Source organism: Chitinibacter sp. SCUT-21, from assembly GCA_041874755.1.
In the GTDB taxonomy this organism is placed as follows: Bacteria; Pseudomonadota; Gammaproteobacteria; order Burkholderiales; family Chitinibacteraceae; genus Chitinibacter.
Window position 1 is genome coordinate 1,303,469 of the sequence record CP102611.1, and the last position, 20,576, is coordinate 1,324,044.

Below are 20,576 nucleotides of genomic sequence, written 5' to 3' on the forward strand. Positions count from 1 at the left end.
AGGGAAAAAGATGAACTACGAATCGGATGTGTTAATCATCGGCGCTGGCCCTTCGGGCGCGGTCGCTGGCGCTTTGCTGAATAAACAAGGCTTTAAAGTGCGCATTTTGGAGCGCCAAACCTTTCCGCGCTTTTCAATTGGCGAGAGTTTACTCGCGCACTGCCTCGATTTTCTGGCCGAAGCCGATATGCTGCGCGCCGTGCATCAAGCCGGTTTTCAATACAAAAATGGCGCGGCGTTTGCGCACGACGGCAAATACAGCGAATACAATTTTGGCGACACCTTCACAGCAGGCTACCCGTACACCTTCCAAGTGCAACGCGCGCCGTTTGATAAGCTGCTCGCCGACGAAGCCGAGCGCCAAGGCGTGGAGATTTTGTACCAGCATGAAATCATCGCCGCCGACTTTAGCAACGAAAACCCGCTGCTAACCGCCAAAAATGCTGCTGGTGAAGTCGCCACCTACAGCGCCCGCTTTGTGCTTGACGCCAGCGGTTTTGGCCGCACGCTGCCGCGCTTGTTGGATTTGGAATTACCGTCCGATTTTCCGGTACGCCGCGCCGTGTTTACGCATATTGACGACAATATCGTCGCCGGTGAATTTGATCGGCAAAAAATCCGCGTCACCGTGCATCCGACCAAACCCGATATCTGGTTTTGGACGATTCCGTTTTCCAATGGCCGCAGCTCGCAAGGTGCGGTCGCATCAGCCGAGCGTTTTGCCGCTTATCCGGGCACGCCCGAGCAGCAATTGAAAGCGCTCATCGCTGAGACGCCGTGTTTGGCGCAGCTATTGCGCAACGCCGAGTGGGATACGCCAGTAAACGAGCTCAATGGCTACGCCGCGAATGTGAAAGCGATGCACGGCAAAGGTTTTGCGCTGCTCGGTAACGCCGCTGAATTTTTAGACCCGGTGTTTTCCAGCGGCGTAACGATTGCGATGCGCTCGGCATCGATGGCGGCCAAGGTGTTGACGCGCCAATTGAACGGCGAAAGCGTCGATTGGGAAAACGAATTTGCGCAACCACTGAAACGCGGCGTCGATACTTTCCGCACCTATGTGACAGGCTGGTACGACGGTCGTTTCCAATCGGTGATTTTCTCGCCCGATCAGCAGCCGCAAGTCAAAGCGATGGTGTGCTCAATTTTGGCCGGCTACGCGTGGGATGAGAAAAACCCGTTCGTTGCGCAAAGCGAGCGCCGTTTGCAAACTTTGTTTGAACTATGCAGCGCATGAAAACCGTACTGCGCTCCTTGCTATTGGCGCTAAGCTGCCTGCTGTTGCTCGCGTGCAGCACTCGCCCGACTGCGCAGTTACCGACGCTGATGCCGGTATCCGCTTTTGGCACGCTGGCGCAAAGCGAATTAGTCACGCTGACTGCGGGCGAGCAAGTATTTGCCTTCACCGCGCGCATTGAAAGCGATGGGCAAGTCTTGCAACTGGTCGCCATTACGCCGACTGGCCAGCGGCTGTTTAGCTTTACGCGGCAAGGCGACGAGCTAATCGCTGAGCCGGGCCCTTTATGGCCCAAGCGCATGCCCTTGGAAATGGTATGGCACGATTTTGAACTCACGCACGCGCAGCCCGCTGCAGCACTCGGCGCTGACTGGCAAAAAGTCATCGAAAATGGCGTTGAGCATTGGTCGTATCGCGGCCAAGCGCAGGCGCAAATTGTGCGTGAAGCCACAAAAATACAGCTACTAAAAAAGCAATATCAACTCACCATCGAGGTATTGCCTGAATGAGCGCATATTTGAACCATCTTGGGCTGATATCCCCCCTCGGTATCGGTCACAACGACACTATCGCGGCCTTGCTCGCGGGTACGCGTGGGCTGATTCCCGCCTGCGCAGACCTGATTGATCGCCCAAGCTGGATCGGCCAAGTGCCGGGGAAATTGCCTGCGCTGCCCGCCGAACTGGCGCGCTATCACAGCCGCAATAATCAATTGCTGTACGCTGCAGCGATGCAAATTGACGCGCCGATTCGGCAAGCGATTGCGCAATACGGCGCGGCGCGTGTGGCGATTGTGTTGGGCACCAGCACGTCGGGCATTGCCGAGAGCGAACAGGCGATGCGCGAGCTGGAGCAAGGCCGTTTGCCGCAAGACGGATACAGCTACCAGCGCCATGAAATGGGCGATCCGGCGCGATTTTTGGCTGATTTGTACGCCATCACAGGCCCGGCTTATGTGATTTCAACCGCATGTTCGAGCAGCGCACGTGCGCTGATCACCGCGCGGCGATTACTGAAAATGAATCTGGCCGACGTCGTGTTATGTGGCGGCGTGGATAGCTTGTGCCGACTAACGCTAAATGGCTTTGCCGCGCTTGAATCAGTCAGCGCGCAGCCTTGTAATCCATTTCGCGCCCAGCGCGATGGCATCAATATTGGCGAAGCGGCGGCTCTGTTTATCATGAGCCGTGATGTAGGACCTGTGGCACTCGTCGGTTGCGGAGCCAGTAGCGATGCGCATCATATTTCGGCGCCACATCCGCAAGGCCACGGCGCGGCAGCGGCAATGCAGGCGGCTTTGCTCGATGCGGCACTCAAACCTGACGATATTGATTATTTAAATTTGCACGGCACGGCAACGCCGCTGAATGACGCGATGGAAAGCCAAGCTGTTAGCGATACATTCGGTCAGTATCTGCCGCCAAGCAGCTCCACCAAATCGCTAACCGGGCATACCCTAGGTGCAGCAGGCGCGCTTGAAGCGGCATTTTGCTGGCTGCTGCTGCAAGATCAGTTCAACCCCAAACACTATTTGCCGCCGCAAATTGGCGACGGTGATTTTGATCCAAATTTGCCTGCGCTAAATTGGCCGCAAGCGGGTAAAAGCTACCCACTCAAAACTGCGATGAGTAATTCATTTGCCTTTGGCGGCAATAATGTCAGCCTGATTTTTCAACGAGTTCAACCATGAGCACCATTAGCAAACCGCGCTACTCACCCGCCGAAGTTTTACCGCACGCAGCGCCGATGATTTTGCTCGATGAAATCGTCGACTACGACGAACAAAGCCTGACCGCGGCCTTAACCGTACCCGCCGATGGCTTTTTTAACGATGCAGCGCTCGCCGGCGAAGTACCGGCCTATGTGGCGATTGAATATATGGCGCAAGCCGTTGCCGCGCTAAGCGGCTGTCGCGCCCGCGCGCGGGGTGAAGCGCCTAAAATTGGCTTTTTACTCGGCACGCGCGCGTTTGACAGCAATGTCGCCAGCTTTAAACCGGGCATTCGCCTTACCGTGAGCGTGAACGAAATGATTCAAGGCGATAATGGCATGGGCGTATTTGATGCCCGTGTCAGTGGCCACTTAGCCGATGGTAGCGATATTGTGGTCAGTGCCCGCATTAACGGCTTTCAGCCACCCAACCCAGAGGCTTTTTTAGCAGCATGAACGAGACGATTTTAATTACCGGCGCCAGCGGTGGCCTAGGGCGCGCGATGGCGCGCAAACTGGCGCAAGACGGTTTTGATTTGATTTTGCATTACCGCAACAATGAAGCGAGCGTGCGCGAGTTGCAAGATGAAATCATCGCACTGGGGCGACAAGCACGGCTGATTTGCTTTGACGTCAGCAATCGCACCGCTACGCGGCAGGCAATTGACGCCGATGTTGAAGCACACGGCGCACCTTACGGCGTGGTGATCAACGCGGGCATTACACGCGACACGGCATTTCCGGCGATGTCTGATGACGATTGGGATTTGGTGCTCGGTACAAATTTAGATGGTTTTTACAACGTGCTTCATCCGCTATCCATGCCGATGGTACGCCGCCGTAAAGCGGGGCGAATTGTTGCGATAGCATCGGTGTCGGGCTTGATCGGCAATCGCGGGCAAGTGAACTACAGCGCGGCCAAAGCTGGCCTCATTGGCGCGTGTAAAGCCTTGGCACTTGAATTGGCGAGCCGCAAAATCACGGTGAACTGCGTTGCACCCGGCTTGATTGAAACCGAGATGGTTGACGATTTACCTGCGCTGGACGACATCAAAAAAATGATCCCAATGGCGCGCATGGGCCGACCTGAAGAAGTGGCCGCTGCGGTGAGTTACCTAATGAGCGAAGGTGCGGCGTATACCACACGGCAAGTTATTTCGGTCAATGGTGGCTTGTGCTAAGCGCACCATCGGCTGAACCCGAACCGCTGAACATCATTCATCAGGTAAAATGTGAACCATGACACAAAGCCAGAATTTGCTATGAAACGCGTCGTTGTTACCGGCATGGCCGGCATTACCTCTTTAGGCTCAGATTGGGCAACGATCGCCAGCGCGATGCGCGCGGGTCAAACTGGCATTCGCCGTATTGATGAGTGGGCGCAATATCGCGATTTAAACACCCAAATCGCAGGACCTGTACTCGATTTTGCGCTGCCAGCCCATTACACGCGCAAGCACACCCGCTCGATGGGGCGAATCGCGCAAATGGCCGTCTACGCCACCGAGTGCGCATTAAATGATGCGGGTTTATTGGGTAATCCCATCATTCAAGACGGGCGGATGGGCGTGGCTTATGGTTCATCAACAGGAAGTACCGAAGCGATTCAGGCCTTTGGCTATTCCTTGCTCGAAAAAGACGTCAACGGCCTGAACGCCAATTCCTATTTACGGATGATGAGCCACACTTCAGCGGTAAATATTGGCGTGTACTTTGGCTTGAAAGGTCGCGTGATTCCAACGTCGAGCGCCTGTACATCGGGCAGCCAAGGGATTGGTTACGCGTATGAAGCGATTAAATACGGCCAGCAAAAATTGATGGTTGCCGGCGGCGCCGAAGAGCTGTGCCCAACCGAGGCGATGGTGTTTGATACGCTGTACGCCACCAGTACAAAAAATGACGCGCCGCACACCACGCCGCGCCCGTTCGATCAAGACCGCGATGGTTTGGTGATTGGTGAAGGCGCTGGGACGCTGATTTTGGAAGAGCTGGAACACGCACTGGCGCGCGGCGCGCATATCCACGCCGAAATTGTTGGTTTTGCCTGTAATTCGGACGGCGCGCACGTCACACGCCCCGAATCAGCGACGATGGAAGTCGCAATGCGCCTCGCGCTCGATAATGCTGAACTCAAAGCCAGCGATATTGGCTACGTTAACGCGCATGGCACAGCCACCGAGCAAGGCGATATTGCCGAGAGCCAAGCTACGCATCGCGTGTTTGGCGAGCAAATGCCGGTGAGCTCGCTCAAAGGCTATTTTGGCCATACTTTGGGCGCTTGTGGCGCACTCGAAGCTTGGCTAACGATTGAAATGCTCAATGGCGGTTGGTTTGCCGGCAATGTGAATTTGGATACGCTAGATCCTGCCTGTGGCACCTTGGACTATTTGCCATTGGCCGGGCGTGAAATTCAATGCGTGCATGTGATGAGCAATAATTTTGCGTTTGGTGGCATTAATACTTCGCTGATTTTCCGCCGCTGGCCACACGCTGATTCGGCTTGAGCGCAGCCTGAATTTAAACTTAAGTACCATTTTTCTGAAATTGCAGCAGCGTGTGAGACAGGCCAAGCCCATCCCAGCTTTGAGTTAAAGCAAAACCCGCCTGCTCAGCGCAAGCAATGTATTCAGTGGCACGATAAATCTTGCTATTCCCGCTCGCCATACACGTAAAGTACGGCGAGGTGTTGATTAGGCAAAATGCAGCAATATCGTATTGCTGCCTATCCCAAAAGGTATCCAGAATAAACAGCTTGCCGCCAGCACTTAGCGCATTGGCTGCTCGTTCTAAGATTTTGCCAATTTCAGCCAACGAAAAACACGAAAGAAATTGGCTCATCCAAATCGCATCGTGCCCTTTGGGAAAAGCCAAATCGGCTGCGAGCAAATCACGCGGCGCCAGCGAGACGCGCCCTAAAAAACCAGCTTGTTCTAAGTTCTTTTGCGCCACATTTAATTGAATGGGCAAATCTACCAAAGTGAGCTCTACATCGCTGTTGTAGCGCAAACACTGCAACGCCCACTTGCCAGTATTGGCCCCAACATCCATTAAACGCTGCGGCGCAGCAGCAAAAACTTTCGCTAAGGCATCGGGGAATGCCGAATCTGAATAAAAGTGATCAAACTCAAACCACGAGGTTTTTGCCGGCTCCGGCAAATCAGATAAGCCCTCGTATATCGTTTTCCAAGGCCCTAAATGCGCTAAGCCCAATGGCTCTTCTGCATCTAAAGATTGCTCAAGTTCAAACAAGCCCTGCCAACACACATCATTAATGTAATTAAAATTAACTTGGGTCAATTTATCATTGACTAACATATAGCCAATTTTTTCGAGGCGCCAGCAATTATCTTCCATGGCGACTACACCCGCTGATAAGCAGCTCTCGAGGAGTGTGTGGAGTGCATAAACGCTAATCTGATGTTTTTCAATCAGCTGATCACTACTCATCGCCCCCTGAGCAAGACTATTTAACAAGCCTTTTTTCCAAGCAATGCGAACACATTGAAAAACAACCGGACCAAATGCGATTTTTTGCGCTTCGTATCGAGCTTGAAAGGCGGTTAATTCTGCTATAAATTTTTTCTTCATCTGCGTTTATGGTTTGATTTTGCTATCAAGTAGGCAAATTAATATACCACCTAGATTTTAACATTAGATTCATCCAATTATTTTAAAACCACAGCAAAGTCACGATTAGAAAATCAAGTAATTGCAACGCAATTCACTTTATTAAAGCGTAACTAGAAATATAAGGAGTGGTACAAATAGCGGAGTAGTCAAACTTTAAGATTGCGTAGCTGTCATGCAGCAATTTCTGCCGGTATGCTTGGCTTTATACATGGCATCGTCAGCATTACGCATGAGTGTGATCTCATCCTGCCCATCATTTGGAAAATAGGCTAGACCAATACTTGCCGAGATTTGGACTGGATGAGAATTAAGTCGATATGGGTCGGCAATGGTTTTACGAATTTTTTCCGCAATTTGCTCGGCCTCTTCACCGGGCACAAGCCCACCCAAGAGCAGAACAAATTCGTCTCCTCCCAAGCGACTCACAGTATCGCTACTGCGTACCGCGGATTCTAAGCGGCGGGCAACTTCGATCAGCAGCAAATCGCCGATTTCATGCCCGAAGTTATCATTTACTTCTTTGAAATAATCCAAATCCACAAAGGCCACAACAAAGCCACCACCGACACGACTGTAATGCTGGCAGGCTTGTTTGAGACGATCGGCAAAAAGCAGGCGATTAGGCAGCTGGGTTAAAGCATCATGATAAGCTAGATTTTCTGCGCGGACTTTATCGCTAATATCCAGTTGCACAACTAGAATTCTCAAACTTTGATTGAGTTCATCTTTTTCAGCCACCGCAGTGGTTAAGACATCGATAATCTCACCGCGCTTATTAATCAGCTGCTGCCGGACATCCTGGCAATTTCCTTTCTCATGCAGCCGCTGCAAAAATTCAGTTTGATGCCACTGCAGCGATTCCGGGCTCAGAAAATCAGTGGCTAATCGCTCAATCACTTCCTGCGGCTGATAGCCCATTTTATTCAGCCAAATATCATTTACAGTGAGGATCGTCCCATCGTCAGCGCATGAGTACATCATTGCAGGGGTCTGTTGGTATAACGATCGATATCGCCGCTCACTTTGTTGTAAGGCAATGGCGGCGGACCGATTCATATCCATTGTCACCGCCAACAACAAAGGTGGAATCAACGTAGCAAATACAGGCAAATAAAACAGCGCATAGCCCCATGAGTAAATCGTAGGTGGTGGCAGCAATAAGCCTAGCTCGATCAAAACACAAATACTCATTGCAACCAGCATATTGGCAATCGCAGTGCCCGCAACTCCACTTTGATAAGCAATATAAAACAACGGCAAACTGACATAAATAAATGGAAATGGGAGCAACATCGGGACGAGTAAGGCAACGGCTACAGCTAAAATCAGGCTGGCAGGTAAAAAGCGATTGCTTAACAGCTGCTTTAATCCATCCCTTCCCCGCAATGTGATCCAGTACGCAGCAGGTAGTACGCTAACCCCACCAATCGCGCTTCCCTCAACCCAATGTATAAAGACTCGTTCGGTAGCCATCATGCCATTAGCAACGAAGATGCCCCAAGACAGCGCACCACCAAGCAACACAGGGATACAAACACCTAGCCAAATAAAACGGAACACATCGCTTAGGCTGAAAAAAAAGGCCGAGTCGCGCCAATACCGCCGCAATAAATAAGCGCCCACGGCGACTTCAAGCAAATTACCCGGTAAGAATAATAAGGCAACGGCAAGGGGCGAGCCCATTAGCCAGTTGGCTAGCATCAAGCTGATCGCCAGCATCAACAATACAAGTGGCCAGCGCGAATAGATTAATTGACTCAGCGCGGCAATACCGACGGCATTAGCAAACCAAATCGCGGCAATGCCATTGCCAGCACGAAATAAAGCGATGGAGATTAGCGCCATCAAGCAGTAGAGTGTTGAAATCTTGATCGAATACAGAAACTCACTCCGACCACAGTTAGGAAAGCAGCTCAATCGCCCCTTCCTTTGCGCCGATATAGCAGCCATGCAAGATAAAGAACAGCCAGACCAATTAATACGCCACCTACCCAGCTAACAAGATGCTGAAATGGCTGCTCCTCAGTAATTTGCGCGGCATCCAGCCAACGTGCTAATAGCTGTTCACGCTGCTCTACTGGCAAACGAAACAGTGCTTCATCTAAGCGACGCCCCAATTCCAACTGTGCTTTTGGGTAAGCGAAACTAAGTTGATACTGAAAACCCACATTATGGGCAATACGCCATTGATGCTGCTTTTCTGATTTCCCAATAAAAATCACACTTGCAATATCAGCCACTACGGCAGCTACTTTTCCTTGCTGCAATAAGATGAGCGCTTGTCGGTCATCACTCACAGCAACCCAATCGACTGCTGGATATTTAGCACGGACAAATGATTCGACGGCAAAACCTTTCCCAACCGCCACTTTATGAGCCGCCAAATCTTTCAAGGAAAGAGCAGCGGCATCATCTCGTACTACCAGCACGGCAGGAACCGCCACATAGGGCTGGGTAAAATTTAGAAATTGGGCTCGCTCGGGCGTGGGTCGGAGCGAAGAGATTAGGTCAACCTGACCTGATTGAGCTTGCGCTAGAATGGTCGCGAGCGGAGCTGGAGTTAGAGTGGTAATAGTTAGATTACTGCTCTGCGCTACGGCTTGCAGAATATCCCAAGACAAGCCCCGGATTTGCCCGTGTTCATCTTGATAAATAAAAGGGCCATAGTCTTTTTCCGGGGCAAAGCGCACAGACAAAGGCGCTTGGGCCGCTGCGAACTGCCAGCACAGCACAAGAACTAAGGGGACAAGAAGGCGTTGGAAAATGAACTTAGTCATTTTCCAACTATAGGAATTGACGCTAACTTTGCAATTTCGTCGTTTTATTTCCGACAAACGCCAGCGTTACAGCATGAGGATTGCGCTTTAAGCCAGTTTTTCTTCGGCAACAATCATTTTTGCCGCCGCTTTTGCCTTAGCTTCCGCACGGCGATCCAGCGCCATCTTGCCAGCAATCAAAAAGCCCAAGCCAATAAATGCACCCGGCGGCAAGATCGCGATCAGGAACTGGTAATTGTATTCGGCTGGAATCACATGAATGACCCAAGATTTCGCTGCAGGGCCAAACACTAGATCAATGCCAGACAGTAGCGTGCCTTTGCCGATCAACTCGCGTCCAGCGCCGAGAATCCCCAGCACAATGGTCAAACCCAAGCCCATAAAAAAGCCATCGAGCGCAGAATGCGCCACGCCATTTTTGGAGGCAAACGCTTCAGCGCGCGCCAACACGATGCAATTGGTGGTAATGAGCGGAATAAAAATCCCCAATACCAAATACAAATCGTGAATGTAGGAATTAAACAGCAAGTCGACCATCGTTACCAAAGCGGCAATGATCAAGATAAAGATCGGTGCGCGCAGCTCATTCGGAACAAACTCACGAATCGCCGCAATCGCCGCGCCTGAAATCAGCATCACGATACTGGTCGCCAAACCCAGCGATACGCCGTTGACGATATTGCTCGACATCACCAAGACCGGGCACAAACCCAAGATCTGCACTAAACCCGCATTCTGTTTCCAGATGCTGTTTTTAATAATGTCTTTTGCTTCTAACCAAGTCATCATTGGGCTCCAAACAGCGCAGTTTGCTGCGCACTCACATAATCCAGCGTGTTTTTCACCGCCTTGACCACGGCCCGCGGGCTAATTGTTGCACCTGCGGTATAGTCAAAATCACCGCCGTCTTTTTTTACTTTCCAGCGGCTGGCATCGGGCGCCTGCAGCGATTTACCGTCAAAACCCAAAATCCAGTTGGATTTCACCACTTCGATATAGTCACCCAAGCCCGGCGTTTCTTTATGCGCCACCACGCGCACACCCAAAACTTGGCCGTCTTTACCCACACCAACCAGTAATTTGATTTTGCCCGAGTAACCATCAGGCGCTACGGTTTCAACCACTACCGCCACCGTATCGCTGCCTTTTTTGGCACGATAAATCTGCGCGCCAACTTCGGCATTGAGCTGCTTGAGCGTAGCGGCATCTTGCGCCATCGCATCACTCAAAATGTCGTTATCAAAGCTGCCTTTAGGCAAAACTTGCGCGATCAACGCCACCTTGGCGGCTTTTTCATTGCCCAGCACGATATCCTTGGTCAGCGCATACGTTCCTGCCATCAACGCTGTAAACACCAGCGCAAAAATAAACAAGGTAATCGCACCACGAACCCCATTTTGCACCATGGTTTTCATGCTTTGCCCCCCTTGCCTGCCACCCCTTTCCTTCCAAAAACGGCCGGCTGAGTGTACTGGTCAATAAAAGGCGCTGCGATATTCATAATAATCACGGCAAATGCCACGCCATCGGGGTAGCCGCCGTAAGTGCGAATCAACCACGTCAGCAAACCAATCAAAGCGGCATAAATCAAGCGGCCGCGCGGTGTCGTAGGCGCGGTCACCGGGTCGGTGACGATAAAGAAAGCGCCCAACATCGCCGCACCACTAAACAAGTGGAAGAACGGGCTGCTGTAATGCGCCGGATTGAGTAAATGGAACACACCAGAAAACAGCGCCAACGTCGCCAAAAACGCCACTGGCAATTGCCACTGAATCACACGTTGTTGCAATAAAAACAGGCCGCCAAGCAAAAACGCCGCGGCAATCCAACCCATTTCGCTCGGGAAATAGCCGGCTTGGAAAATGGCGCCGCTTAAAATATCGCTCATACTGTGTGACTGCATCAGCGCCGTTTTCATTGCGTCGAGCGGCGTCGCGGAAGCTAGGGTATCGAACGATAGACCTTCCGGTAATTGACCTGTGAAGATATACCCAAACTGCTGCAGCGGTGTCAGATCAGCATTCGGCAACGATAACGGCGCGTTCCAGCGACTCATTTGCGCGGGGAACGACACAATCATAACAGCAAAGCCAATCATCGCCGGATTAAATGGGTTTTGCCCCAACCCACCGTATAAATGTTTCGCTAAACCGATCGCAATCACCGTCGCCAACACAATCATCCACCAGCTCGACAGCGGCGGCAGCGACAAAGCGAGCAACCACGCGGTCACAATCGCCGAGCCATCGGTGATAAACGGTTTAATCGGATAATTGCGCAATTTCAGACACGCGGCTTCAGTAGCGAGGGCGGTAATCGTCGCTAACAGCAATTGCAGCAAAATGCCCGCGCCAAACACGTAAGCGTAGACCGCGATGCCGGGCAATAAAGCACCGGCGACTTTCAACATCACCACTTGCAGTGGCGTTGGTTTTACAAAATGGGGCGATGTACGAATCATGCCTTACCCTCGTCTTCGGCAGCTTTCTTAGCCGCCTTTTTTGCTGCCGCGGCAGCCATCGCTTCGCGAATTTTGGCGGCTTTTTCTGGATCAATGGCGGGTTTTGCCGCCTCAGCAGCGGACTCAGCAACGGCAGGCGCGACTGGGGCCTCGGCGCTCGCCACGGGCGCGCCACCTTCCTTGGCGGACTTTTTAGCTGCCGCCGCTGCCATTGCCGCGCGAATCTTCGCGGCTTTTTCTGGATCAATTGCGGGTTTTTCGGCCTCGGCAGTGGCTTCTACAACCGCAGCCTCTGCGGGCTCTTGTGCGCTCGCAACTGGCGAGCCACCTTCTTTGGCTGCCTTTTTAGCTGCCGCCGCTGCCATCGCAGCACGAATTTTCGCTGCTTTTTCTGGATCAATCGCAGGCTTTTCAGCTTCGACAGCAGGCTCAGTCACCGCTGGTTCGGCTGGCGCAGCGCTTGTTTCAACTGCTGCGCCACCTTCCTTCACAGCAGTCCCGGCTTTTTTCGCCGCCGCAGCCGCCATCGCAGCGCGGATCTTCGCCGCTTTGTCTGGATCAATTGCAGGCTTCTCCACCGCAGGGGTATCAGCAGCTACATCAGACGCAGCATTGCCTGCAGACGCACGCTCCCCCTCAGTATCTGCTGCCGCCGCTTTTTTCGCCGCCGCAGCCGCTTTTGCTGCCTCGATTTTGGCGGCGCGTTCGGCTTCGCGCGCAGCGCGCTCTTCCGGTGTTAAGGCGTCCAGCGCAGCTTTTTCGGCTGCGCGTTTTTCCATGCTTTCTTTAATCTTGGCTGCCTTTTCTGGGCTAACAAAATTCGGAATTTTCGCTTCGGCGTTCGGCGATGCAGGAGGCGCAGCACCGCCCTCTTCGGCTTTTTTCGCCGCAGCGCGCGCCATCGCGGCTTTGATTTTCGCCGCTTTGTCGTCCGCTGCCGCTTGTTCTTCTGCGCTGGCTGCCGTGGCTGTAGCTGCAGGTTTTGGCGCAGCTTTTGCCGCCAAACGCGCGGCTTTTTCTTCTTTTTCGCGCTCTTCGCGGAATTGTTTAAATTCATGCCGCTCGCGCGCTAAATCGGCCGATTTTTTCGCGCGCTCCGCTTCCCAAATCTCGGATTTGGCAAAGCGGTAGTAATCAACGAGTTGAATGCTTGACGGGCAAACGTAGGCACACGCGCCGCACTCGATGCAATCGAATAGGTTCCACTCTTGCGCCTTGCCAAAGTTTTTGGCGCGCGAAAACCAATACAAATCCATCGGCTGCAATTCTTGCGGGCAAGCCACGGCGCATTCGCCACAGCGAATACACGGCATTTCGCGCGGTTTTTCTGGGAATTGCTCGGCGTCCATCGCAATGATGCAATTACCGGCCTTGGTCAGACCCACCTTGGTCGATGGCAAGGTAAAGCCCATCATCGGCCCGCCGTAAATGCAGTTTGGCTTGGTATCCAAACCGGCAAATTCCAGCAAATCGTCGATTGGCGTACCGATCAGCGCTTCGACATTGCCGGGCTTGCGCACGCCACCGGTCAATGTCACCACGCGCGAAATTACCGGTTCGGCCAATTCAAGCGCGGCGTAAATCGTGTACACAGTGGCGATGTTGAAGCATTGCACGCCCATATCGGTCGAACGCACACCGCTGGGCACTTCTTTATTGGTCAGCAGTTTAATCAGCTGCTTGGCGCCGCCCGACGGGTACAGCGTGGGCACGACGACGACTTCAGCCGCAAAACCGCAGTTGCTGAGCGCTTCACGCAGCGCGGCGACGGCCTCGGGCTTATTGTCTTCAACGCCGATCAGCACTTCTTTGGCGTTCAGTAATTTGCGGACAATCGAAATACCTGCGACGATTTCGATCGCGCGTTCGCGCATCAATCGGTCGTCACAGGTAATGTAGGGCTCGCACTCTGCGCCGTTAATAATCAGCGTTTCAAGCGCTTCGCGGCCAGCTAGTTTTAAATGCGACGGGAACACCGCGCCGCCCAAACCGACAACGCCCATGTCTTGCAGATAATCACGGATCGATTTGGCATCACCACGCTCGAGCGCGGCTTTCCAATCAAACCGCTCGCGCGCAATCCATTCATCGCGACCATCGCTTTCGATCGTGATACACCATTCGGCCAAGCCTGAAGGGTGCGCCACTTGCTGCGCGTCAATCGCAACAATCTTGCCCGACGTTGGCGCATGCACCGCGACCGAGACATTACCGTCGTCCACCGCAATCGCTTGGCCTTTCAGTACCAAATCACCGACGCTCACCACTGCTTTGGCAGGGTTACCGATGCTTTGCTGCAGCGGGATCACTAAACGTTTGGGCAGAGGGCCATTCACAATCGGCGTGCGATTAGATAGCTCTTTCATTTCGGGCGGATGCACACCGCCGTGGAACGGGAAAATTTCGCGGATCGATTCCATTACGCCCCCGCCTTCACTTGTTTCAGTTGAATCACAGGGTAACGCCATTTCCACGTATTCACGTTTTCGCCGACTGTGACCATGTCGATACAGTCAACTGGGCATGGCGCAAGGCAAAGCTCGCAGCCCGTGCATTCCGATTCAATCACCGTGTGCAGATGTTTAGCCGCGCCGACAATCGCGTCGACCGGGCAGGCCTGAATACACAAGGTACAGCCAATACAGGTATCCTCGCGAATCACCGCCACCGCGCGCGCTTTAACCGCCGATTCGCCGCCATCGTCAAACGGCACGAAATCTTTGCCTAATAAATCAGCCAACTTGCGAATACCATCTTCGCCGCCGGGCGGGCATTTATTGATTTCAACTTCTTCGTTGGCAATCGCCGTGGCGTAGGGTTTGCACCCTGGAAAGCCACATTGGCCGCACTGAGTTTGCGGCAAAATCGCGTCGATCTTATCCACCAAGGGGTCTTCATCGACCTTGTATTTAATCGCGGCAAAGCCCAGTACCGCGCCCAGCACCAATGCCAGCGCGGCCATGACCGCCAGAGCTAACAGAAAACTCATTTCACCAACCCTGCAAAACCCATAAATGCCAAGCTCATCAAGCCCGCAGTAATAAATGCCGCTGGCGTGCCTTTAAACGCTTGCGGAATATCCGCGCCTTCCATGCGTTCGCGCATGGCGGCAAACAAAATCAAAATCAGCGAGAAACCGACTGCCGAACCAAAACCAAACATTAGTGATTCGAGCAGATTATGACGCGCACTCGAGTTAATCAGCGGCACACCGAGTACCGCGCAGTTGGTGGTAATCAGCGGCAAGTAGATACCGAGTGATTGATACAGCACCGGGCTCGATTTATGAATGAACATCTCGGTAAATTGCACGATGGCGGCGATCACGACGATAAAGGCCAGCGTGCGCAGGTATTCCAGATGCCAAGCGACCAAAAGCTGGTCGATCATCCACGACGTACCCGAGGCCAGCGTCAAAACAAAGGCCGTTGCCAAACCCATACCGATCGAGGCTTCGAGCTTTTTCGATACGCCCATAAAGGGGCATAGACCCAGAATCCGCACCAGTACTACGTTATTGACCAATACCGCCCCAACTAGTAGCAGTAGGTAATGACTAAATTCCATACATCTGACTCACTCAGCAGAGGATTGATTGCAAGGGGCGGCCGTTTTTTGCAGAGACGACACGCACGAATGCACCGATATTGTAGCAAGAGCGCAAGCTGACACGCTAAGCTTAATCAAAAAAACTTGATTAAAACCTTTTAACCATTCACAAAACCAATAACGCTTATTGAAAAAGGCGCAAATCGTCGCAGATTTGTCGCCTTTTATTTGCGGCAATGTCTAAGGTTTAGCGTTTCGCTTGCAAGGCTGCAATTGCATCAGCGCAATCGCTAACCAGATGCGGGCCTTCATAAATCAAACCGCTGTAGACTTGCACCAGCGCAGCGCCTGCGCGGATCTTTTCCACCGCATCATCGCCGCACATAATGCCGCCCACGCCAATAATTGGCAGCGCGCCATCAAGTACTTGCGCCAATTCGCGTATCACCGACGTTGATTTTGCGCGTACTGGTTCGCCCGATAAGCCACCGGTTTCTTGACCGTGGCGCAGGTTTTCAACACCGGTGCGTGACAATGTCGTGTTAGTCGCGATAACGCCGTCGATGCGATTTTCGATCAACAAGCGTGCAATTTCTTGAATTTGGTTATTGTCCAAATCCGGTGCAATTTTGACCGCCACCGGCACATAGCGGCCATGCTGATCGGCGAGTTTTTCTTGCTCGGCTTTTAATTGCTTGAGCAAATCACCCAATTCATCGCCCTGCTGCAATTGGCGCAGATTTTTAGTGTTTGGGCTGGAGATATTCACCGTTACATAGCTGGCCGCCGCATACACTTTGCGTAAGCCGATTAGGTAATCTTCCGCCGCTTTTTCAATAGGGGTATCGGCGTTCTTGCCAATATTGATGCCGAGTACACCGCGATACTGTGCATTAGCTACATTTCCCAGTAAGTTATCAACGCCACCATTATTAAAGCCCATGCGGTTAATAATGCCGCGCGCTTCTGGCAAACGGAACAAACGTGGTTTTGGATTGCCCGGCTGTGGGCGTGGCGTGACGGTGCCGATTTCCAAAAAGCCAAAGCCCAACTCGGCCAGCACATCAATGTAATCGCCGTTTTTATCCAGCCCCGCCGCCAAACCGACCGGATTGGCAAATTCGATGCCCATCACCGTGACTGGGTTATTGGGCACCGTTGGCGTCAGTGAGCGCAAAAAGCCCATGCTATTGAGTAAGCCCAAACCTTTAAACGCGGCATGATGCGCGCGCTCGGCTTCCATCATGAATAACAGGGGTTTTGCGAGTTGATATGCCATTTGTATGCCTTCAGTATTGCGATTGAGCCTAGCTCAAAGATCGAATTTTTGGGCATGCCGACTTGAGCATGCCCGCGGTAAATTAGCCTTTGCGATTCACACAAGCGTCGTAGGTGTTCTGCATCAGCGTCGCCACCGTCATCAAACCCACGCCGCCAGGCACTGGTGTGATCCAGCTTGCACGCTCTTTGGCGGTGTCGAACTCAACGTCACCGCACAATTTGCCGCTTTCCAGACGGTTAATACCCACGTCGATCACCACCGCGCCTGGCTTAATCCATTCGCCTTTTACAAAATTAGGGATACCCACGCCCGCCACCACAACGTCAGCACCCGCCACTTTGGCCGCTAAATCTTTGGTTTTGCTGTGGCAAACAGTCACCGTCGCACGCGCAAGCAACAACTCCAGCGCCTGTGGGCGACCGACGATATTGGATGCACCGATCACCACCGCATCTTTACCGACCAAATCAATGCCAGTTTTTTCCAGCAAAGTCATTACACCGCGTGGCGTGCATGGGCGGAGCAAAGGCATTTTTAACGTCAGACGGCCAATGTTGTACGGATGGAAGCCATCAACGTCTTTAATTGGGTCGATCAGCTCGATCACTTTGTCGGCGTCGATATGCTTAGGCAGCGGCAATTGCACCAAGATGCCATCCACGTCGTCATTTTGGTTTAACTCTGCAACCAACTTGAGTACTTCTGCTTCGCTGGTTTCCGCCGGTAAGTCATACGCTAATGACGTAATGCCTGCATTTTCACACTGGCGTTTTTTATTGCCTACATACACTTGTGAAGCCGGATCAGAACCAACCAAAATCACCGCCAAAGCTGGCGCACGTTTACCGGAAGCCACTCGCGCATCCACTTTAGCGCGCACTTCACGAACAATCTCTTGAGAAATAGCTTTACCATCAAGGATCTGGGCTGACATTGGCAATACTCCGGCAAATTGGGCAAAAACGTGATTTTCGCATTGATCGGCACTTTTTTGGACGTTTTTTCGTTTTTTTAGATTTTTTTTCAAAAAGGGGTTGACGGCTTTTAGGATGATCCGTATAGTTCGGCCTCTCTAGTCGTCGGGGCGTAGCGCAGTCTGGTAGCGCACCTGGTTTGGGACCAGGTGGTCGTGAGTTCGAATCCCACCGCCCCGACCATTAGAAACCATTTTTTAGCAGTGTTTAGAGCTCCCGTAGCTCAACCGGATAGAGCAACGGCCTTCTAAGCCGTAGGTTACAGGTTCGATTCCTGTCGGGTGCGCCAAGCAACTCGTAAAAATCAAAGAATACAAAGTTTTGTGGTGGCTGTAGCTCAGTTGGTAGAGTCCAGGATTGTGATTCCTGTTGTCGTGGGTTCGAGCCCCATCAGCCACCCCACAAAAAAGCATAAAACCCAGTCCTAGGACTGGGTTTTATGCTTTCTGGCCTCTAAATCTGAACGTCAATCACAAATCCAATTTCGCAGCAAATGAGGCAGAGATAAACCCTGCCCCATTCTTAGATCAAGAATTGCGAATCTTTTTAGCGATAACCGCCTGCTACTCGAGGTTTGCCAACCCCCAAAGAAACCCGGTTGCTTTGCACCACTTCAACGGGGGGCGCAGTCCATTGCCCCTTCATTCCTTGGGCGAGTTGATCCAACTGCGCAGAAATTGCCTCGCCTTGCGCTGACCCCTCCACAACTGCGTAACCATACCAAACTTGCACACTATCGCTTGCTTGCCCAAATGCCTGTACTGCTGGCAACTCTACCGCTGCGTTTTGCTGCTTAGCGGCAACCAACACTCTAGTTGGGCGTTTTGAAAGCCTATTAATTTGGGCGTCACTCAATGGTTCACTAGTAATCAGTAATCGACCCGACTCCTTAAGCAATTCTGTCGGATCACCATCGTACTGCTGCAGCTGTACACCATTGCTTTCAGAGGTAAAATCAACTGGAACTAGGACTGGCGAAGCGATTGAATTACCAAGCAAGAAAAGTGAGAAAATGGCAAGTAACCTCATTTAACACCCCCTTGAGCCATGCTAATACGATCTTCAGTTTGGTAGATGTGCCATGCACTTTGCGGATGACTCGCTTCCGCGTGGCGCACCAAAATTAAAGTCCGGCGTTCGCGGCTTTTTAAATGGGGACGGACAAGGCTATCGGTCGAAACCCACTGACCGATTCTGCCGGCTTCGACCCCACCCGCAATAAGTAGCTCAAACAACGCATCGGCTCGACGCTTGGCCAAATCGCGGTTGTATTGGTCGCTCCCCTCAGGGCTTGTATCCCCAACAACTAACACTTCAGCCCTTGCATCGGCTTTAGCGTCGGCGATCGCTGCGGCTATACTCTTTTTCTGATCGTCCCGGACGATGGCTTGATCCAAATCGAACTCAACCGCAAACAGTCGCTGCGGTGCAGATGTGACACTTCTAGTACAACCCTGCTCATCAAGCACCATCCCGGCAGGGCTGCTCGCACAAAGATCACGCTGATTAATTACGCCATCTTGGTCTTGATCCGCTAAATTGTCTGTTTGAATCCGATCCAAACGAGTCAACTCTGGCACACCTGTCGCACAAGCTGATAACAATAACGACATTAAAATAGCAATCCCAGCCTTCATTGTTATTTCTCCCTTGGCGCAAACTGTGTTGGCATATTGACTCGCAATGCATAGGCTAGCTGGCCTGTCGCGTTAAATAAGCGATACCCTGCCTGTATCCGATCATATTTGCTCGTTACATAGTTTCTTCTCGCCATAAACACCTCAACTTTTGCGTTCAAGACGTCCAATAAAGTTCGACGACCTAAGTCAAACTGAGTAATGTAGCCCGCTTCTGCGGCGGTTGCGGCATCAACACTTTGCTGCAAGTATGTCAGCTGCTCATTAAGCGCGTGCCATGCATTCCATGCTAGCTCCGTGCCTTCATCAACTTCACGGGTAGCTTTTTGTCTGATATTGAGCGCCTCATTGCGGCGCCATGCTGAGCTTTGTTCTCGAGCACGATCACGCCCTCCATTGAATAAGTCATAGTTCAGCACCAATAACGCTCGAGCACTTTCATCACGACCCTCATTCCCATCCTGATCGTGCCCTGTATTGGCAGATAACTCGAGCGATACCTGTGGGTAGAACCCAGCGCGTGAGGCGCGTATTTCTTGATCCGTAGCACGAATATCTGCTTCAGCTGCGGCTAACTCAGGATGAAGTTCACGAGCTCGAGTCAACGCCTCATTTAACGAAGCAGGGATCAAACCCGTATCAAGACGTGGCTCAATCAGTTGCTCTGGGGCTACGCCGACAAGTCGCGTGTATTTTGCTTCGATATCGGCCAGATTATTTCTCGCCGCCGATTGCGAGGACCGTGCAGTAGCAAGACGTGATGAAACTTGCGCAATATCTGAGTCACTGCTGTAACCCTTGGAAACTAGACCTTTAATATCCGCAAGGATTTTTTCGTGATCCGCAACATTACGGTTTGCCAACTCAAGTAACTCTCGCGCCTTGAGTACATCCAAGTAACTGGCACTGACTTGCACCGCCAAATTTTCTGCACTACTAATCACGCCTAAGCGCTCAGATTCTGCCTCATGCCATAAGCGCTCCGAGTTTGCTTGAGTACGAAAGCCGCTAAATAGCTCTTGGGTCAATCGTATACTTAGATCATCCCGCGTTAAGGTTTTACCAAGCTCACGCCCACTGCTATAGCGAGTATTTTCCGGCCCTACTTCTCCACGCAGTGAGAGCTGAGGTAAATATTCTGATTGCACGCTACGTCGATCCGCCAACACAGATTCATACCGCGCATAACGTGCTAACACTGATGGCTGGGTATCGATTGCCTGCGCTACGGCTTGCTCCAAAGTCGAGGCTGCACTCCACGGCATAGGCAATAATGCCAGCGCCACCATCACGGCTTTGAGTTTCATTTTTTTCTCCTG

At 52.1% G+C, this 20,576-nt stretch carries 20 protein-coding genes and 3 tRNA genes; 9 read left to right on the forward strand and 14 right to left on the reverse strand.

Annotated elements, in window-relative coordinates; all coding sequences use genetic code 11:
* Positions 1-10 precede the first annotated feature (10 nt).
* From NT239_05985 to NT239_06010, 6 genes are all read left to right on the forward strand, one after another.
* Positions 11-1,237, forward strand: a complete 1,227-nt coding sequence (locus NT239_05985; protein XGA72384.1) for a tryptophan 7-halogenase — start codon at positions 11-13, stop codon at positions 1,235-1,237.
* Positions 1,234-1,746, forward strand: a complete 513-nt coding sequence (locus NT239_05990; protein XGA72385.1) for a DUF3261 domain-containing protein — start codon at positions 1,234-1,236, stop codon at positions 1,744-1,746. The genes NT239_05985 and NT239_05990 overlap by 4 nt, the downstream gene beginning before the upstream one ends.
* A complete protein-coding gene (locus NT239_05995) occupies positions 1,743-2,927 on the forward strand; it encodes a beta-ketoacyl-[acyl-carrier-protein] synthase family protein (protein XGA72386.1) in 1,185 nt (394 codons plus the stop codon). Before NT239_05990 ends, NT239_05995 begins: the two co-directional genes overlap by 4 nt.
* Positions 2,924-3,403: a hypothetical protein gene (locus NT239_06000; protein XGA72387.1), complete on the forward strand. Its 480-nt coding sequence runs from the start codon at positions 2,924-2,926 to the stop codon at positions 3,401-3,403. Before NT239_05995 ends, NT239_06000 begins: the two co-directional genes overlap by 4 nt.
* The gene (fabG, locus tag NT239_06005) at positions 3,400-4,128 is read left to right on the forward strand and encodes a 3-oxoacyl-ACP reductase FabG (GenBank protein XGA72388.1); all 729 of its coding nucleotides are present in this window, start codon (positions 3,400-3,402) and stop codon (positions 4,126-4,128) included. The genes NT239_06000 and fabG overlap by 4 nt, the downstream gene beginning before the upstream one ends.
* 81 nt (positions 4,129-4,209) lie before the next feature.
* Positions 4,210-5,451 (forward strand): beta-ketoacyl-ACP synthase, encoded by a 1,242-nt coding sequence (locus NT239_06010; protein ID XGA72389.1) that lies wholly within the window; start codon positions 4,210-4,212, stop codon positions 5,449-5,451.
* A gap of 19 nt (positions 5,452-5,470) precedes the next feature.
* On the opposite strand, the gene NT239_06015 is transcribed toward NT239_06010, so the two are convergent.
* The 11 genes from NT239_06015 to folD all read right to left on the reverse strand — a co-directional run bounded on the left by NT239_06015 (position 5,471) and on the right by folD (position 17,580).
* Complete coding sequence (locus tag NT239_06015) at positions 5,471-6,394, reverse strand: class I SAM-dependent methyltransferase (protein XGA72390.1); 924 nt, start codon at positions 6,392-6,394, stop codon at positions 5,471-5,473.
* 336 nt (positions 6,395-6,730) lie between these two features.
* Positions 6,731-8,494: a diguanylate cyclase gene (locus tag NT239_06020; protein ID XGA72391.1), complete on the reverse strand. Its 1,764-nt coding sequence runs from the start codon at positions 8,492-8,494 to the stop codon at positions 6,731-6,733.
* On the reverse strand, positions 8,491-9,354 hold the full coding sequence (locus NT239_06025; GenBank protein XGA72392.1) for a transporter substrate-binding domain-containing protein: 864 nt from the start codon (positions 9,352-9,354) through the stop codon (positions 8,491-8,493). The genes NT239_06020 and NT239_06025 overlap by 4 nt, the downstream gene beginning before the upstream one ends.
* A gap of 87 nt (positions 9,355-9,441) precedes the next feature.
* The gene (locus NT239_06030) at positions 9,442-10,143 is read right to left on the reverse strand and encodes an electron transport complex subunit E (protein ID XGA72393.1); all 702 of its coding nucleotides are present in this window, start codon (positions 10,141-10,143) and stop codon (positions 9,442-9,444) included.
* Complete coding sequence (gene rsxG, locus NT239_06035; GenBank protein XGA72394.1) at positions 10,140-10,769, reverse strand: electron transport complex subunit RsxG; 630 nt, start codon at positions 10,767-10,769, stop codon at positions 10,140-10,142. Before rsxG ends, NT239_06030 begins: the two co-directional genes overlap by 4 nt.
* Entirely contained in the window at positions 10,766-11,815 is a 1,050-nt protein-coding gene (gene rsxD / locus NT239_06040; protein ID XGA72395.1) for an electron transport complex subunit RsxD, read from the reverse strand. The genes rsxG and rsxD overlap by 4 nt, the downstream gene beginning before the upstream one ends.
* Complete coding sequence (gene rsxC, locus NT239_06045; protein ID XGA72396.1) at positions 11,812-14,235, reverse strand: electron transport complex subunit RsxC; 2,424 nt, start codon at positions 14,233-14,235, stop codon at positions 11,812-11,814. Before rsxC ends, rsxD begins: the two co-directional genes overlap by 4 nt.
* Positions 14,235-14,804: an electron transport complex subunit RsxB gene (gene rsxB / locus NT239_06050; GenBank protein XGA72397.1), complete on the reverse strand. Its 570-nt coding sequence runs from the start codon at positions 14,802-14,804 to the stop codon at positions 14,235-14,237. Before rsxB ends, rsxC begins: the two co-directional genes overlap by 1 nt.
* Entirely contained in the window at positions 14,801-15,382 is a 582-nt protein-coding gene (gene rsxA / locus NT239_06055; GenBank protein ID XGA72398.1) for an electron transport complex subunit RsxA, read from the reverse strand. The genes rsxB and rsxA overlap by 4 nt, the downstream gene beginning before the upstream one ends.
* 229 nt (positions 15,383-15,611) lie before the next feature.
* A complete protein-coding gene (locus NT239_06060; GenBank protein XGA72399.1) occupies positions 15,612-16,643 on the reverse strand; it encodes a quinone-dependent dihydroorotate dehydrogenase in 1,032 nt (343 codons plus the stop codon).
* A gap of 82 nt (positions 16,644-16,725) precedes the next feature.
* Entirely contained in the window at positions 16,726-17,580 is an 855-nt protein-coding gene (folD, locus tag NT239_06065) for a bifunctional methylenetetrahydrofolate dehydrogenase/methenyltetrahydrofolate cyclohydrolase FolD (GenBank protein ID XGA72400.1), read from the reverse strand.
* Positions 17,581-17,726: 146 nt separating this feature from the next.
* Here folD and NT239_06070 point away from each other — a divergent pair.
* The 3 genes from NT239_06070 to NT239_06080 all read left to right on the forward strand — a co-directional run bounded on the left by NT239_06070 (position 17,727) and on the right by NT239_06080 (position 18,022).
* A tRNA-Pro gene (locus NT239_06070) sits at positions 17,727-17,803 on the forward strand.
* Between the two features lie 29 nt (positions 17,804-17,832).
* Positions 17,833-17,909, forward strand: a tRNA-Arg gene (locus NT239_06075).
* Between the two features lie 37 nt (positions 17,910-17,946).
* Positions 17,947-18,022 (forward strand) — tRNA-His (locus NT239_06080).
* A 144-nt stretch (positions 18,023-18,166) separates the two neighbouring features.
* Here NT239_06080 and NT239_06085 read toward each other — a convergent pair.
* Genes NT239_06085 through NT239_06095 form a run of 3 tightly spaced genes read right to left on the reverse strand, consistent with a single transcriptional unit; the run spans position 18,167 to position 20,564 of the window.
* On the reverse strand, positions 18,167-18,649 hold the full coding sequence (locus NT239_06085; protein XGA72401.1) for a hypothetical protein: 483 nt from the start codon (positions 18,647-18,649) through the stop codon (positions 18,167-18,169).
* Positions 18,646-19,233, reverse strand: coding sequence for an OmpA family protein (locus NT239_06090; GenBank protein XGA72402.1), 588 nt, complete (start codon positions 19,231-19,233; stop codon positions 18,646-18,648). The genes NT239_06085 and NT239_06090 overlap by 4 nt, the downstream gene beginning before the upstream one ends.
* 26 nt (positions 19,234-19,259) lie before the next feature.
* Positions 19,260-20,564, reverse strand: a complete 1,305-nt coding sequence (locus NT239_06095; protein ID XGA72403.1) for a TolC family outer membrane protein — start codon at positions 20,562-20,564, stop codon at positions 19,260-19,262.
* Between the last annotated feature and the right edge of the window lie 12 nt (positions 20,565-20,576).

What these genes read in the sequence shown, in the direction of transcription:
- NT239_05985 (XGA72384.1), top strand. Translation starts at nt 11, where the DNA reads ATGAACTACGAATCGGATGTGTTAATCATCGGCGCTGGCCCTTCGGGC.
- NT239_05990 (XGA72385.1), top strand. Translation starts at nt 1,234, where the DNA reads ATGAAAACCGTACTGCGCTCCTTGCTATTGGCGCTAAGCTGCCTGCTG.
- NT239_05995 (XGA72386.1), top strand. Translation starts at nt 1,743, where the DNA reads ATGAGCGCATATTTGAACCATCTTGGGCTGATATCCCCCCTCGGTATC.
- NT239_06000 (XGA72387.1), top strand. Translation starts at nt 2,924, where the DNA reads ATGAGCACCATTAGCAAACCGCGCTACTCACCCGCCGAAGTTTTACCG.
- fabG (XGA72388.1), top strand. Translation starts at nt 3,400, where the DNA reads ATGAACGAGACGATTTTAATTACCGGCGCCAGCGGTGGCCTAGGGCGC.
- NT239_06010 (XGA72389.1), top strand. Translation starts at nt 4,210, where the DNA reads ATGAAACGCGTCGTTGTTACCGGCATGGCCGGCATTACCTCTTTAGGC.
- NT239_06015 (XGA72390.1), bottom strand. Translation starts at nt 6,394, where the DNA reads ATGAGTAGTGATCAGCTGATTGAAAAACATCAGATTAGCGTTTATGCA.
- NT239_06025 (XGA72392.1), bottom strand. Translation starts at nt 9,354, where the DNA reads ATGACTAAGTTCATTTTCCAACGCCTTCTTGTCCCCTTAGTTCTTGTG.
- NT239_06030 (XGA72393.1), bottom strand. Translation starts at nt 10,143, where the DNA reads ATGATGACTTGGTTAGAAGCAAAAGACATTATTAAAAACAGCATCTGG.
- rsxG (XGA72394.1), bottom strand. Translation starts at nt 10,769, where the DNA reads ATGAAAACCATGGTGCAAAATGGGGTTCGTGGTGCGATTACCTTGTTT.
- rsxD (XGA72395.1), bottom strand. Translation starts at nt 11,815, where the DNA reads ATGATTCGTACATCGCCCCATTTTGTAAAACCAACGCCACTGCAAGTG.
- rsxC (XGA72396.1), bottom strand. Translation starts at nt 14,235, where the DNA reads ATGGAATCGATCCGCGAAATTTTCCCGTTCCACGGCGGTGTGCATCCG.
- rsxB (XGA72397.1), bottom strand. Translation starts at nt 14,804, where the DNA reads ATGAGTTTTCTGTTAGCTCTGGCGGTCATGGCCGCGCTGGCATTGGTG.
- rsxA (XGA72398.1), bottom strand. Translation starts at nt 15,382, where the DNA reads ATGGAATTTAGTCATTACCTACTGCTACTAGTTGGGGCGGTATTGGTC.
- NT239_06060 (XGA72399.1), bottom strand. Translation starts at nt 16,643, where the DNA reads ATGGCATATCAACTCGCAAAACCCCTGTTATTCATGATGGAAGCCGAG.
- folD (XGA72400.1), bottom strand. Translation starts at nt 17,580, where the DNA reads ATGTCAGCCCAGATCCTTGATGGTAAAGCTATTTCTCAAGAGATTGTT.
- NT239_06085 (XGA72401.1), bottom strand. Translation starts at nt 18,649, where the DNA reads ATGAGGTTACTTGCCATTTTCTCACTTTTCTTGCTTGGTAATTCAATC.
- NT239_06090 (XGA72402.1), bottom strand. Translation starts at nt 19,233, where the DNA reads ATGTCGTTATTGTTATCAGCTTGTGCGACAGGTGTGCCAGAGTTGACT.
- NT239_06095 (XGA72403.1), bottom strand. Translation starts at nt 20,564, where the DNA reads ATGAAACTCAAAGCCGTGATGGTGGCGCTGGCATTATTGCCTATGCCG.